This is a genomic window from Bacillus sp. 9.4 (assembly GCF_055486415.1).
Map to the genome: position 1 here is coordinate 81897 of NZ_JBVFMU010000005.1, position 14099 is coordinate 95995.

Genomic DNA, 14099 nt, shown 5'->3' on the forward strand with positions numbered 1-14099 from the left:
AACACGAAAGGGGCAATGGGCATGTCTGTGATCACGGAACAAAACACGTACCTCAACTTTATTAACGGAGAGTGGGTTAAGTCTCAATCAGGCGATATGGTCAAGGTCGAAAACCCTGCCGATGTGAATGATATTGTCGGATATGTACAGAATTCAACGGCTGAAGATGTGGAACGTGCCGTCGCCGCCGCCAATGAAGCCAAAACGGCTTGGAGAAAGCTGACGGGTGCCGAGCGCGGCCAATACTTATACAAAACAGCGGATATCATGGAGCAGCGCTTGGAGGAAATCGCCGCCTGTGCAACGCGTGAAATGGGTAAAACATTGCCGGAAGCGAAGGGAGAAACAGCCCGGGGGATTGCCATTCTGCGCTATTACGCCGGAGAGGGCATGCGAAAAACGGGTGACGTCATTCCGTCTACTGACAAAGACGCACTCATGTTTACCACCCGTGTTCCGCTCGGTGTGGTCGGCGTGATTTCTCCGTGGAACTTCCCAGTGGCGATTCCGATTTGGAAAATGGCGCCGGCATTGGTATACGGCAATACCGTTGTCATCAAACCGGCGACAGAAACAGCTGTGACATGCGCGAAGATCATTGCCTGCTTTGAGGAAGCGGGGCTCCCGGCAGGGGTCATCAATTTGGTGACAGGCCCGGGTTCTGTTGTCGGGCAGGGGCTTGCTGAGCATGACGGTGTAAACGCCGTTACGTTTACAGGTTCAAATCAAGTCGGAAAAATCATCGGGCAAGCCGCTTTAGCGAGGGGAGCCAAGTACCAGCTTGAGATGGGCGGCAAAAACCCTGTCATCGTAGCTGATGACGCTGACCTTGAAGCTGCGGCCGAAGCTGTCATAACGGGGGCCTTCCGTTCAACCGGCCAGAAATGCACCGCGACAAGCCGTGTCATTGTACAAAGCGAAATTTATGAGCGCTTTAAAGAAAAACTGCTCCAGCGCACAAAAGATATTACAATCGGAGACAGCTTAAAAGAGGATGTCTGGATGGGACCGATTGCCAGCAAGAATCAGCTTGATAACTGCCTGTCATACATTGAGAAAGGCAAACAGGAGGGGGCTTCCCTTTTAATAGGAGGAGAAAAGCTGGAGAACGGAAAGTATCAAAACGGCTATTATGTTCAGCCTGCCATCTTTGACAATGTGACATCTGAGATGACAATTGCCCAGGAGGAAATTTTCGGTCCGGTGATCGCCTTGATCAAGGTGGACTCGATGGAAGAGGCGCTGAACATCGCCAATGATGTGAAGTTCGGATTAAGTGCATCCATCTTCACGGAAAACATCGGCCGAATGCTTTCTTTCATTGATGAAATCGATGCCGGGCTGGTTCGGATCAATGCAGAAAGCGCAGGTGTTGAGCTGCAGGCGCCTTTTGGCGGCATGAAGCAGTCGAGCTCCCACTCCCGAGAACAGGGTGAGGCAGCGAAGGACTTTTTCACAGCGATCAAAACCGTTTTTGTGAAGCCGTAATGGTGCTGGAAAGAGGCATGCGTCTCTTTCCCGGCTTTATCACAGCCAGCATATGATTCTCTACTTTGAAAAGGAGAAGATACTATGAAAAAAGACTTTGCGAATGTTACACCGGCGGGCAAAAAAACGTCCGTGCGCTGGTTCATCGTGTTTATGCTGTTTCTTGTGACCTCTATTAACTACGCGGATCGAGCGACGCTTTCCATCACCGGAGATTCCGTCCAGCACGATTTGGGATTGGACTCGGTCGCCATGGGATATGTCTTTTCTGCCTTTGGCTGGGCCTATGTCATCGGACAGCTTCCGGGCGGCTGGTTGCTGGACCGTTTTGGTTCAAAGACTATCATTGCGTTAAGCATCTTTTTCTGGTCGTTTTTTACGCTGCTGCAAGGGGCGATTGGCTTTTTCTCCGCCGGCACAGCGATTATCCTGCTGTTTGCACTGCGTTTTCTGGTTGGTTTATCAGAAGCGCCTTCATTTCCCGGAAACGGCAGAGTTGTTGCCTCATGGTTTCCAAGCTCCGAGCGCGGGACAGCTTCAGCCTTTTTTAATTCAGCACAATACTTCGCAATCGTCATTTTTTCTCCTTTAATGGGCTGGCTTACCCACTCTTTCGGCTGGCATTCCGTCTTCGTTGTCATGGGTATTGCGGGCATTCTTCTGGCTGTCATCTGGCTAAAAACGGTGTATGAACCGAAAAAACACCCAAAGGTTAATGAAGCTGAGCTTGCGTACATCGAACAGGGCGGCGGGCTGATTTCCATGGATGACAGTAAAAGCAAACAAGAAACAGAATCGAAATGGCCGTATATCAAACAGCTGTTAACGAACCGCATGCTGATTGGCGTGTACATCGCGCAATACTGTATTACGACTCTCACCTATTTCTTTCTCACATGGTTTCCGGTATATTTGGTTCAGGCCCGCGGCATGTCTATTCTTGAAGCTGGGTTTGTCGCTTCCCTGCCGGCGCTGTGCGGATTTGCCGGCGGCGTGCTTGGAGGTATTGTGTCAGACATCTTACTCAAAAAAGGCCGTTCACTGACCTTTGCAAGAAAAGTGCCAATCATTGCCGGCATGCTGCTGTCTTGCAGTATGATTGTCTGTAACTACACAGATTCAGCATGGCTCGTCGTTGTCATTATGTCGCTCGCGTTTTTCGGAAAAGGCTTCGGCGCATTGGGTTGGGCTGTCGTGTCGGACACGTCTCCGAAAGAATGTGCAGGATTAAGCGGCGGTTTGTTCAACACTTTCGGGAATATTGCCTCAATTACAACACCGATTATTATCGGATACATTGTCAATGCCACTGGATCTTTCAATGGCGCGCTTGTGTTTGTCGGCGCTAACGCGATTGCGGCGATCCTCAGCTATTTGCTGCTGGTCGGGCCGATCAAACGGGTCGTGTTAAAGAAACAAGAACAAGACCCCGATCAATCGTTGCCTGTCTAATATTTATGAAAGCGCTTTATAAAGGGAGGAAAATGCATGAGTTCACCGATACAAGAGCAGGTTCAAAAAGAAAAGAGATCGAATATTCCCTCAATTTCTGAAATGAAGGTGATTCCTGTTGCGGGACATGACAGCATGCTGCTGAATCTAAGCGGAGCACACAGCCCGTTTTTTACCCGGAATATCGTAATCTTAACAGACAGCAGCGGAAATCAGGGAGTCGGCGAGGTGCCTGGCGGAGAGCATATTCGCCGCACACTGGAGCTGTCAGAGCCGCTTGTTGTCGGAAAATCTATCGGTGCGTACCAGGCGATATTGCAAACGGTCAGAAAGCAGTTTGGCGATCAGGACAGGGGAGGGCGAGGAAACCAGACGTTTGATTTGCGCACCACTGTGCACGCCGTCACCGCACTGGAAGCGGCATTGTTAGATTTGCTTGGAAAGTTTCTTCAGGAACCGGTCGCGGCTTTGCTGGGCGGAGGGAAGCAGCGTGATGAAGTAAAAATGCTCGGTTACCTCTTTTACATCGGCGACCGAAATCGGACGACCTTGCCGTATCAAAGCGATGAGCAGTCAGATTGTGCCTGGTTCCGTCTGCGCCATGAGGAAGCGCTGACGCCGGAGGCCATTGTGCGTCTTGCCGAATCCGCACAGGAGCGCTATGGCTTTCAGGATTTCAAATTGAAAGGCGGGGTGCTGCGGGGAGAAGAGGAAATCGAAGCTGTTACCGCATTATCGAAACGTTTTCCAGAGGCAAGGATCACTCTTGATCCGAACGGGGCATGGTCATTAGAGGAAGCTATTGCATTATGTAAAGGAAAGCAAGATGTGCTCGCGTATGCGGAAGATCCATGCGGGGATGAGAATGGCTACTCCGCTCGTGAAGTAATGGCTGAATTCCGCCGCGCGACAGGGCTTCCGACTGCGACAAATATGATTGCGACTGACTGGCGGGAAATGGGTCACGCGATTCAGCTCCACGCGGTCGATATACCGCTGGCTGATCCGCATTTTTGGACGATGCAAGGGTCGGTGCGGGTTGCGCAAATGTGCCATGATTGGGGTTTGACATGGGGCTCGCACTCCAACAACCACTTTGATATTTCCCTAGCGATGTTTACCCATGTAGCAGCAGCGGCTCCGGGGCGGATCACGGCGATTGATACCCATTGGATCTGGCAGGACGGGCAGCGATTAACGAAACAGCCTTTTGAGATTTCTTCTGGCTGTGTCAAGGTGCCGGATAAGCCTGGACTAGGCGTCGATATTGATATGGAACAAGTGGAAAAAGGCCATGAGATCTATCGGAAAATGAATTTAGGCGCACGGAATGACGCGATCCCAATGCAGTTTCTGATCCGCAACTGGGAATTTGACCGGAAGCGCCCGTGTCTTGTGCGATAAGTTTGATTGTAAATATTGTCATATCCGCTATTTTGTCTTACAATTGAACAACTGAAGGGAGAGTTGTTCGTGTACGAAGGTTTAGAGGATTTGAAAGTCGATACAGTCAATCGGAAAACATTAGCCAAGCAGGTCATCGAACGGATTGTCCATTTATTATCGAGCGGACAGTTGAGGGCCGGAGACAAATTGCCGACAGAAATGGAACTGATGGACATTTTGCATGTCAGCAGGCCGGTGCTTAGGGAGGCGCTCAGTTCACTTGAAACGCTGGGCGTCATTACGAGAAAAACACGAGGGGGCACATATTTCAACGATAAAATTGGCATGCAGCCGTTTTCAGTCATGCTTGCTTTGGCCACTGATAATCTTCCGGCTATCATTGAAGCGCGGATGGCGCTAGAACTCGGGCTCGTGACAATTGCCGCGGAAAAAATCAATGAGGAAGAGCTTCAGCGTTTGCATAAGACGATCGACGATATTGCCAACAGCACTGACAATCTTTATGGTGAAGCGGATAAAGAGTTCCATCGAATTATTGCGTTAAGCGCTAATAACCCCGTCGTTGAAGGGATGATTCAGTCCCTGCTGATTACCCATGCGAAAATTGACAGCCAAATTCCGTACAGGGAGAGAGATGTAACGGTCGAATATCACAAAAAAATCTACGACGCCCTTGCCAAAAGAGATCCGTACAAAGCACATTACCACATGTATGAACATCTGAAATTTGTCCGTGACAAAATTCTAAAAGGAATGGATGAAAAATAATGGTGAGCAACCGCAGTTGAAACGTAAGAGCTGCGGTTTTTTTAAAACCAATTTAGAAAACGCTTACTAAGATATGAGGAGTGATTTTCATATGGCGATGAACCTCAGGAAGAACCAAACCCCCCTTTACATCAAAGTGCATGAAATAGATAACACTGCGATTATTGTAAATGATGGAGGACTGCCAAAGGGCACTGTTTTCTCATGCGGGCTCGTACTTGAAGAGGATGTTCCTCAAGGCCATAAGGTGGCCCTCACCGATCTCAATCAAGGGGACGAGATCGTGCGTTACGGAGAGGTGATCGGATTTGCTGATGAGACGATCAAACGCGGGAGCTGGATACGGGAAGCCCTCGTGAGAATGCCCGCTCCTCCGGCGTTAGACGATCTTCCTCTCGCAAACAGAGTGCCGCAGCCGCGGCCCCCTCTTGAAGGCTACACGTTTGAGGGATACCGAAATGCGGATGGCAGTGCGGGGACAAAAAATATCCTCGGCATCACGACAAGTGTTCAATGTGTTGTTGGCGTTTTGGATTATGCAGTCAAACGAATAAAAGAAGAGCTGCTGCCGAAATACCCAAATGTCGATGACGTTGTGCCGCTGCATCATCAATACGGATGCGGTGTGGCGATCAATGCGCCCGACGCTGTCATTCCGATCCGCACGATTCAAAATCTCGCGAAGCATCCGAACTTCGGCGGAGAAGTAATGGTCATCGGATTGGGCTGTGAAAAGCTCCTCCCGGAAAGAATTGCCTCCGAAAATGATGATGACATTCTATCGCTCCAGGATCACCGAGGTTTTGCGGCGATGATCCAATCCATTTTGGAAATGGCGGAGGAACGGTTAATCAGGCTGAACAGCAGAACCCGGGTGTCATGTCCTGTTTCGGATCTGGTTATCGGCCTGCAATGCGGTGGCAGTGATGCGTTTTCCGGCGTGACGGCGAACCCTGCCGTGGGGTATGCGGCTGATTTATTGGTTCGCGCAGGTGCAACGGTTTTGTTTTCTGAAGTGACAGAGGTGCGGGATGCCATTCATTTATTAACGCCGCGGGCTGTCAGTGAAGAGGTCGGACAATCACTGATCAAAGAGATGAAGTGGTATGACAGCTATCTTCGGCGGGGAGACGCAGACCGAAGCGCAAACCCGTCACCAGGCAATAAAAAAGGCGGATTATCCAATGTGGTGGAAAAAGCGTTAGGCTCGGTAGCGAAATCAGGCACAAGCCCCATCTCCGGCGTGCTCGGCCCTGGTGAAAGAGCAGAGCAAAAAGGCCTGCTGTTCGCGGCGACACCGGCAAGCGATTTTGTGTGCGGCACCCTGCAGCTGGCTGCGGGCATGAATCTGCAGGTGTTTACGACAGGGAGGGGAACACCATATGGCCTGGCTGCTGCACCGGTGCTGAAAGTATCGACTCGGCATTCCTTATCAGAGCATTGGGCTGATTTAATCGATATCAATGCCGGACGAATCGCGACAGGAGAGGCCAGTATCGAAGACGTAGGCTGGGAAATCTTCAGGACGATTTTGGATGTAGCAAGCGGCCATAAACAAACGTGGGCAGACCGTTGGGGCCTTCATAATGATTTGTGCTTGTTTAATCCTGCTCCAGTGACTTGATTCATGTTTTTATAGCAGGAAGATGGAATATGCTGTAAAATGAAAATCAGCGTATAGGAAATGGAGGGGTTATAGCATGGCATTCATTAGATTCCGAGTGACACGAATTCAATAGTGAACAACTCTCGCCTGAATGCGGGAGAATCGGGATGAATCCGCCTATGTATAAGCCCTTATATGGTTATCAAAAAAGAGGGTGGCGTGCCTGCCCTTTTTTGTGCCTTCAAGCATCCCTTCTCTCTACTGCAGGCCTGAGCATGAGAAAGGGGAAATGGGATGACAAACCTTAACGAAAAACAGCTTATCACTGAGATTGTCGGGCTTGCACGCAGCCAAGGTTTGACGGTTCATTCTGAGAACGCGCAATTGAATGAAACCGGAATGGACTTTCAAGTTGTATTTGCCAAGGACGACACAGGTATGCCATGGGTGCTGCGAAAACCGCGGCGAAGTGATGTTGTGGAAAGAGCATCTGCAGAAGGCATAACGCTTGCCTTTCTCCGCGCGAATCTGACTGCTGATGTGCCGGATTGGAGAATTCATACACCGGAATTGATCGCTTACCCAATGTTAAAAGGGACGCCGGCTGCTGGAATTGACTTGGAACAAAAGCAATATGTATGGAATATGGATCATCAGCCGCCGTCAGACGACTTTGTCCGCACACTTGCCGACATACTGGCTGAATTACATGGCACGGATCAAATATCTGCTGGGCAATCCGGAATAGAAGTGATAAGGCCAGAAGATTTCAGGCAAATGACAGCAGACTCTATGGTTGATGTGAAGAATAAGCTTGGTGTATCTAGTCAGCTTTGGGAAAGATGGCAAAAGTGGATAAATGATGATGCATACTGGCCTGGTTTTTCTGCACTGATACACGGCGATCTCCACCCGCCGCATATTCTTATCGACCAAAATGAACGTGTCACAGGACTTCTGGATTGGACAGAAGCGAAGGTTGCCGATCCAGCCAAGGATTTTGTTCTTTATCAAACCATTTTCGGGGAAAAAGAAACTGCCCGTTTACTTGAATACTATAATCAAGCAGGCGGCCGGAAATGGGCAAAAATGCAGGAACACATTTCAGAGATGCAGGCGGCGTATCCGGTGGAAATCGCCAAGCTCGCTCTGCAAACACAGCAGGAGGAGCACGTTCATATGGCGCTGGAAGCACTCGGTGTAATATCGGATTAAGAATTGACTTCATTTCATGAACCAAGTATTATAAACTTTACAAATAATAGAACGGATCAACAATCGTGAGGAAGAGCAAGTACGCATCAGAATGGAGGTTCAGAGAGTCGGTGGCAGGTGTGAACCGATCCTCCCCTGATGCCGAATGGGCTTCTGAATTGCTTTGCTGAACGGATAGTAGGCGATGCCGGGTTTCTCTCCCCGTTACCAAGAGAGGAGTATCGAAACATAGGTTTTCTGTACTTAGAGTGAACGGCTGTATAGCTGTTAATAAAGGTGGTACCGCGAGACCCTCGTCCTTTGCATAGGACGGGGGTTTTTGTGTTTCTTAAAGGAGGTGACGGCCAATGGACGATGGCTGGTGGTGGCATAGCAGATGAGTTAGAAAGGAGGATATCAAATGGTCATTGCAACTGATGATCTTGAGGTCGCATGTCCTAAATGTGAAAGAGCGGGAGAAATCGAAGGAACACCTTGCCCGGCCTGCAGCGGAAAAGGTGTTATTCTGACTGCTCAAGGATATACGCTTCTGGATTTTATCCAAAAGCATTTGAATAAGTAAAGGAGAAAAGCTGAGATGAGATGAGAGCAGAAGAGCAGAGTAAGATTCGTGAGGCCGCAGCAGGTACGATTTTTTTGCTGATCGGAACAGTTTGTTTTGCGTCTAAATCGATTTGGATAAAATGGGCATACCAAATGGGTGCTGAGCCAGATGCCGTGCTGCTATACAGGCAGCTGCTGGCTGTTCCGCTGTTTTGGCTGATTTTTTAATATACCGTCCTCCAATGCCAGACGGTAAGAAAAAAGGAGACCTATGGAAGGCTTGTGGCGCGGGAGTGTTTTGTTTTTTTCTGTCTCCCTTGCTTGATTTTATCGGGCTGAACCATGTATCCGCAATGGTTGAACGTATATTGCTGATGAGCTATCCGTTGTTTGTGTTTGGATTCACCGCGTGTCGTGACCGGAAAAGGTCCTCAATTCAGGACCTCTTCGCAGTTCTGGCGGTCATGTTTGGGCTTTTCTTGGCGCTGGGCGGCTGGAATGCTGAGCTTTTCCAGGCGAATATGATTGGAGCTGTATTCATTTTGTTATCTTCGGCCGTCTATGCTGGTTATCTTGTCCTTTCCGGGCATCTCGTCCATCAAATCGGGGGGATCCGTCTCAATGCATACGGGATGACAGCTGCTGGAGCTGCCATGATGCTTTACACAGGGATAAAATCGGCGGCTGGCATGAATACGCCAATGGCAGCATATCCGCTTTCTATGTATGGTTTGTTCGCGGTAATTGCAGTCGTTACCACAGTGATTCCATTTGTGCTAATGCTTGAGGGCATAAAACGAATCGGGGCACAGCGAGCCGCCGCCATTTCAATGGCAGGGCCTATCCTGACGATTTTCTATGGAGCTTTATTTCTCGGTGAACGGCTCGGGCTTATTCAAGTCATTGGATGCGCTGCCGTATTCTTTGTCATTACGGGCATGGAATACAGGAAGCTGAAAACAGGAAAAAAAGAATAATTTATATAAAACACACACGTTTTTCAATTACAATAAGTGTAATTACGTGTGTGTTTTTTGATTTTGTAAAGGTTAGGTGAGAAGATGCAGCGCATATTGCTTGTAGAAGACGACCACTCAATCAGTGAAATGGTGGATCATTATTTAACAAAAGAAGGCTTTGGAATTGTGCATGCCTTCGACGGAGAAGAGGGCATCCGGCTGTTTCAGCAGGGTTCATACGATTTGGTCCTCCTTGATATCATGCTCCCGAAGCTGAACGGCATGGATTTTCTGAAAATCATCCGGGAAAAAAGCAATATACCGGTCTTAATGATTTCGGCAAAAGACGGAGAGGTGGACAAGGCATTGGGACTGGGCTTTGGGGCGGATGATTATATCGCCAAACCGTTTTCGATGATTGAGCTGACAGCCAGAGTAAAAGCCGCGATACGGCGGGCGACGCAATATTCGGCAGAGGAGCCGGCTGTGAATAAGGTGATCCGGATTCACCAGCTGGCGATAGATGTAGACAATGTTTCCGTCTTGAAAAACGGACAACCGCTCCAGCTGACGTCAACAGAATGGCAGCTGCTGTGCTTATTTGCATCAAATCCTAAAAAAGTGTTTACGAAAGAACAAATCTACCGTTCCGTTTGGAATGAAGAGTACTTTGATGATCAGAACATCATTAACGTACACATGCGGCGGCTCAGAGAAAAGATTGAGGATGACCCCTCCTCCCCTCAATATATTAAAACGTTATGGGGCATCGGTTATAAATTAGGAGAGTTTTAGAATGACAGTGCTATGGGTGGCCGCTGTCATCGCTCTGGCGTGTCTGAATGTGATTCAATTCATAATGAAAAAGAAGCGGGACGGGAATCTGGCTTACACGGCTGACCAGCTTAGCTACATGCTCAGCCGGGATTCGGCAGGACAAATTTTGCTTCCTACAGACGATCATGCGCTCAAAAGCTTGCTTGTTAATATCAATCTTATCGTTGAGAATCGTCAGCAGATCAGCGCCCAATTTGCCAAAACAGAGCAATCCATGAAGCGGATGCTGACCAATATGTCTCACGACCTGAAAACGCCGTTAACGGTCATTCTCGGTTATATCGAAGCCATTCAAAGTGACCCGAACATGCCGGACGAAGAGCGGGAAAGATTGCTGGGGAAGCTCCGCCAGAAAACAAATGAACTCATTCAGATGATCAACTCCTTTTTTGATTTAGCGAAATTAGAATCTGAAGATAAAGAGATCCCGATTACCAAAGTACATATGAACGACATATGCAAACGAAATATCCTGCACTATTATGACGCTGTTCAGTCAAAAGGCTTTCAAGCAGCCATCGATATCCCGGATACGCCGGTGTATGCGCAGGCGAATGAAGAGGCTCTGGACAGAATCCTGCAAAACCTATTGTCCAATGCGATTCAATATGGCGCGGCCGGCAAGTTAATCGGGCTGACGCTGTCTTATGATGAGAGGAACATCGCCATCACCGTATGGGATCGCGGAAAAGGGATTAGTGAAACCGATCAGCAGCGGGTGTTTGAGAGGCTGTACACACTTGAAGAATCCAGAAATAAAGCATTTCAAGGAAGCGGACTGGGTTTAACCATCACAAAACGGCTTACAGAAAAAATGGGAGGCACCATATCCGTCCAAAGCAAGCCGTACGAACGGACTGCATTTACGATCACATTGAAACGCATGACATATTAATCGTAAGAATTTCTTAAGGTTTGAGAAATAAAAATGACAGGGCTCGCCGCTACAATAGAAAACAGGAAAAGAGAGGGAAGGAGAAACAAAGTTGACTTATATCGTACAAACAAACGGGCTGACCAAAACATATCAGGGCAAAGAGGTCGTATCCAATGTCAGCATGCATATTAAAAAAGGTGAAATCTATGGCTTTCTCGGCCCGAACGGCGCGGGGAAAACAACCATTATGAAAATGCTGACGAGCCTTGTCAAACCGACAAGCGGTGAAATCATCATTCTTGGGAACAAGTTCACCCACACGTCATATGAGGTGCTGGGGAACATCGGCAGCATGATTGAATATCCGATTTTTTATGAAAACCTGACAGCTGAAGAAAATTTAGATCTGCATTGTGAATATATGGGATATCACAATAAAAAAGCCATACAAGAAGTGCTGGATATGGTGAATTTAAAACAAATCGACAAAAAACCCGTCAAAACCTTTTCCCTCGGGATGAAGCAGCGCCTTGGAATTGCGCGTGCCATCCTCACGAAGCCGGACCTGCTCATTTTGGATGAGCCGGTGAATGGTCTTGACCCTATCGGCATTAAAAAGATCAGGCAATTGTTTCAAGTGCTGAGCAAAGAGTACGGGATGACACTGCTGATCTCAAGCCACCTGCTGGGTGAAATCGAACAAATCGCGGACACAATCGGCGTCATTCGGGACGGCAGGCTGCTTGAAGAGGTATCAATGGAGGATGTCAGGGGCCAGAACACTGAATACATCGAGCTTGTTACATCGAATCAGACAAAGGCCTGCTTTGTTCTTGAGAAAGAGCTGCAATTAACCAACTTTAAAATTTTAAATGAGAAAACAATCCGAATTTACGAAGCCGAAGCCTCACAGCCTGCTATATCCAAAGCGCTGATTTTAAATGATGTAGACATTGAATCAATGAACAAAAAGTATACGTCGCTGGAGGATTATTTTATCAAATTGATCAACGGCAATAGCATCAGTGCGTAAAGGAGGAGAGACACGTTGATGAATTTGATCAGAATCGAATTAAGAAAAATGAAAATGGGCTGGTATACCAGAGGTGCCCTCATTGCCAACGTGATCATTATGGGTTTTATGTGGCTGATCAGTTATTCCGAAAAAGCCGATGGCGGGGTTTCGTTCCAAAGTACAGATGAAGCATTCCTCATCATCGGCACCTTCGTCAGAGCGGTATTTATCGTATTTGGCGCTGTGCTGATCGTAAAATTGGTGATTTCGGAATATAAAAACAAAACCATTCTTGTGATGTTCACGTACCCGATCAGCCGTAAAAAGCTGCTCACCGCTAAGCTCATGATCGCGGGCGGACTGACGTTTATCACGATTTTACTTTCAAATATACTCATAGCCGCCGGTTTCTTTTGGCTGAACTCGATCTACCATTTCATACCAGGAGAGCTTACTTTCGAGATCATTTCTCAACAGGCGGTCAAAATGGCGGTTTTCGCTTTTGGCGCCGCTGGAACCAGTTTAGTTCCCATCTTTTTTGGGATGCGTAGACACTCGGTTCCGGCGACCATCATTTCATCTGTAGTAATTGTGATGCTCATCAGCTCAACAAGTCCGGGCTTCTCGATTTCATCTGTTGTGTATATCCCGTTATCGTTAGCGGCATTCGGATTGTTCTTTTCCTACATGGCGATCAGGAATGCGGACAAGCAGGATGCGTAAACAAAGGCGCCCAATAAGTATAAAAGGCCGATGCTGTCAGCACCGGCCTTTCTATTATGAGTCTGTTCTTGTTTCAAGATAATGCTTCTTGCCAATCTCTTTGCTCATCATATAGAAATGGAAGCAATATTCACCGATTGCCATGACGATCGCGCCGAATAAAGCCGCCAACGCAACTTCACCGCCAGTCATCCCCAGGGAAAGCGGCATGCCCATCAGCCAGATCACAAGAAAGGCCAAGCCAAAATCAGCCAAAGTTGCAATCATATTATTCCATCTCGGCAATACATAAAGATCGCCCAGCAAATAAGAAATAACCCCTAACACAATCGTCATTAGCAGCGTATCACCAAACGTGAAACCAAAGCCCAGACCAAGCACCAGATACAACACAATAATCGTCATAATACCTTTAATCGCGAGCGCTTTCACATGTGTCATTACAATTCCTCCTTTTGTCATTTGATTTGTTATGTATAATTCCTCAAATGTAAAAAGTTAAACCTTATTTCTTTTCGGAGGCGGGTGCAAATCTGCTGGGGAGGGGTCGATGATGTGAATCAGGAATTGAGGCTGCGGCGCTTCGACAGCGGAAACGTGAAGCTTGTACCGCACCGGACGCTGCTTTGACGCCCAACAGCCCATTATGTTGGCTGTTTTTAGATGAAAATTTAAAAACTTCTCCTGTCCCTCCGTCATCACTTCTGAAGTAATGAAATATGATGAAAAGAGATCAAGGGGAGGTGACGTGATGGCGGTCGTGAGAGCAACGAGTGCGGATGTCGATCTGATGGCAAGGCTGCTCAGAGCGGAAGCGGAAGGCGAAGGCAAGCAGGGGATGCTGCTTGTCGGCAACGTAGGAATTAATCGGCTGCGGGCGAATTGCTCAGATTTTAAAGGCCTCCGCACCATCAGGCAGATGATTTATCAGCCACACGCGTTTGAGGCTGTGACTCATGGATATTTTTATCAAAGGGCGCGAGATAGCGAGCGTGCTCTTGCACGGCGGTCGATTAACGGTGAAAGACGCTGGCCGGCAAAATTTAGTTTGTGGTACTTCAGGCCGGAGGGAGACTGTCCAGCCCAGTGGTATAACCAGCCGTTTGTGGCCAGATTTAAGTCACACTGCTTTTATCAGCCGACGGCGGAGACGTGTGAAAATGTATATAACACATTTTAGAGACAGGACACCGTTCAAATTGAACGGTG

14 protein-coding genes, 1 pseudogene and 1 other annotated feature are annotated in these 14099 nt (G+C 48.0%); of the genes and pseudogenes, 13 read left to right on the plus strand and 2 right to left on the minus strand.

The genetic code is table 11. The annotated features are described in order from the left end of the window. The first annotated feature begins 21 nt into the window (after positions 1-21). The 12 genes and pseudogenes from gucD (at position 22) to ACZ07B_RS18170 (ending at position 12890) form a co-directional block, all read left to right on the plus strand. A complete protein-coding gene (gucD, locus tag ACZ07B_RS18115) occupies positions 22-1488 on the plus strand; it encodes an alpha-ketoglutaric semialdehyde dehydrogenase GucD (protein ID WP_086343399.1) in 1467 nt (488 codons plus the stop codon). A gap of 84 nt (positions 1489-1572) precedes the next feature. Then, positions 1573-2940 carry a glucarate transporter GudP gene (gene gudP, locus ACZ07B_RS18120; protein WP_014475680.1) on the plus strand — a complete coding sequence of 456 codons (1368 nt, stop codon included), beginning with the start codon at positions 1573-1575 and terminating at the stop codon, positions 2938-2940. Positions 2941-2976: 36 nt separating this feature from the next. Beyond that, complete coding sequence (gudD, locus tag ACZ07B_RS18125; protein ID WP_464877508.1) at positions 2977-4344, plus strand: glucarate dehydratase; 1368 nt, start codon at positions 2977-2979, stop codon at positions 4342-4344. Between the two features lie 69 nt (positions 4345-4413). Further along, positions 4414-5115, plus strand: coding sequence for a FadR/GntR family transcriptional regulator (locus ACZ07B_RS18130; RefSeq protein WP_464877509.1), 702 nt, complete (start codon positions 4414-4416; stop codon positions 5113-5115). Positions 5116-5206: 91 nt separating this feature from the next. Further along, positions 5207-6739 carry a galactarate dehydratase gene (gene garD, locus ACZ07B_RS18135; RefSeq protein WP_327826117.1) on the plus strand — a complete coding sequence of 511 codons (1533 nt, stop codon included), beginning with the start codon at positions 5207-5209 and terminating at the stop codon, positions 6737-6739. A gap of 276 nt (positions 6740-7015) precedes the next feature. Continuing rightward, positions 7016-7936, plus strand: a complete 921-nt coding sequence (mphK, locus tag ACZ07B_RS18140; RefSeq protein WP_153255622.1) for a macrolide 2'-phosphotransferase MphK — start codon at positions 7016-7018, stop codon at positions 7934-7936. 56 nt (positions 7937-7992) lie between these two features. Further along, positions 7993-8240, plus strand: a binding site (T-box leader). Positions 8241-8336: 96 nt separating this feature from the next. Then, complete coding sequence (rtpA, locus tag ACZ07B_RS18145; RefSeq protein WP_003234807.1) at positions 8337-8498, plus strand: anti-TRAP regulator; 162 nt, start codon at positions 8337-8339, stop codon at positions 8496-8498. A 20-nt stretch (positions 8499-8518) separates the two neighbouring features. After that, positions 8519-9456, plus strand: a pseudogene (locus ACZ07B_RS18150) (DMT family transporter). 96 nt (positions 9457-9552) lie between these two features. After that, complete coding sequence (gene ycbL / locus ACZ07B_RS18155; protein ID WP_080262630.1) at positions 9553-10233, plus strand: two-component system response regulator YcbL; 681 nt, start codon at positions 9553-9555, stop codon at positions 10231-10233. Between the two features lies 1 nt (position 10234). Next, positions 10235-11170 (plus strand): two-component system sensor histidine kinase YcbM, encoded by a 936-nt coding sequence (gene ycbM / locus ACZ07B_RS18160; RefSeq protein WP_101169870.1) that lies wholly within the window; start codon positions 10235-10237, stop codon positions 11168-11170. A gap of 91 nt (positions 11171-11261) precedes the next feature. Beyond that, entirely contained in the window at positions 11262-12185 is a 924-nt protein-coding gene (locus tag ACZ07B_RS18165) for an ABC transporter ATP-binding protein (RefSeq protein ID WP_024572520.1), read from the plus strand. An 18-nt stretch (positions 12186-12203) separates the two neighbouring features. Then, entirely contained in the window at positions 12204-12890 is a 687-nt protein-coding gene (locus ACZ07B_RS18170) for an ABC transporter permease (protein WP_134982394.1), read from the plus strand. Here ACZ07B_RS18170 and ACZ07B_RS18175 read toward each other — a convergent pair. Both ACZ07B_RS18175 and ACZ07B_RS18180 read right to left on the minus strand, forming a co-directional pair. Then, positions 12851-12985 carry a hypothetical protein gene (locus tag ACZ07B_RS18175; RefSeq protein ID WP_119898962.1) on the minus strand — a complete coding sequence of 45 codons (135 nt, stop codon included), beginning with the start codon at positions 12983-12985 and terminating at the stop codon, positions 12851-12853. The genes ACZ07B_RS18170 and ACZ07B_RS18175 overlap by 40 nt on opposite strands. Then, complete coding sequence (locus ACZ07B_RS18180) at positions 12945-13331, minus strand: YndM family protein (protein WP_014478718.1); 387 nt, start codon at positions 13329-13331, stop codon at positions 12945-12947. The genes ACZ07B_RS18175 and ACZ07B_RS18180 overlap by 41 nt, the downstream gene beginning before the upstream one ends. Positions 13332-13641: 310 nt before the next feature. On the opposite strand from ACZ07B_RS18180, the gene cwlJ reads away from it, so the two are divergent. After that, a complete protein-coding gene (gene cwlJ, locus ACZ07B_RS18185; RefSeq protein ID WP_015715185.1) occupies positions 13642-14070 on the plus strand; it encodes a cell wall hydrolase CwlJ in 429 nt (142 codons plus the stop codon). Positions 14071-14099 lie beyond the last annotated feature (29 nt).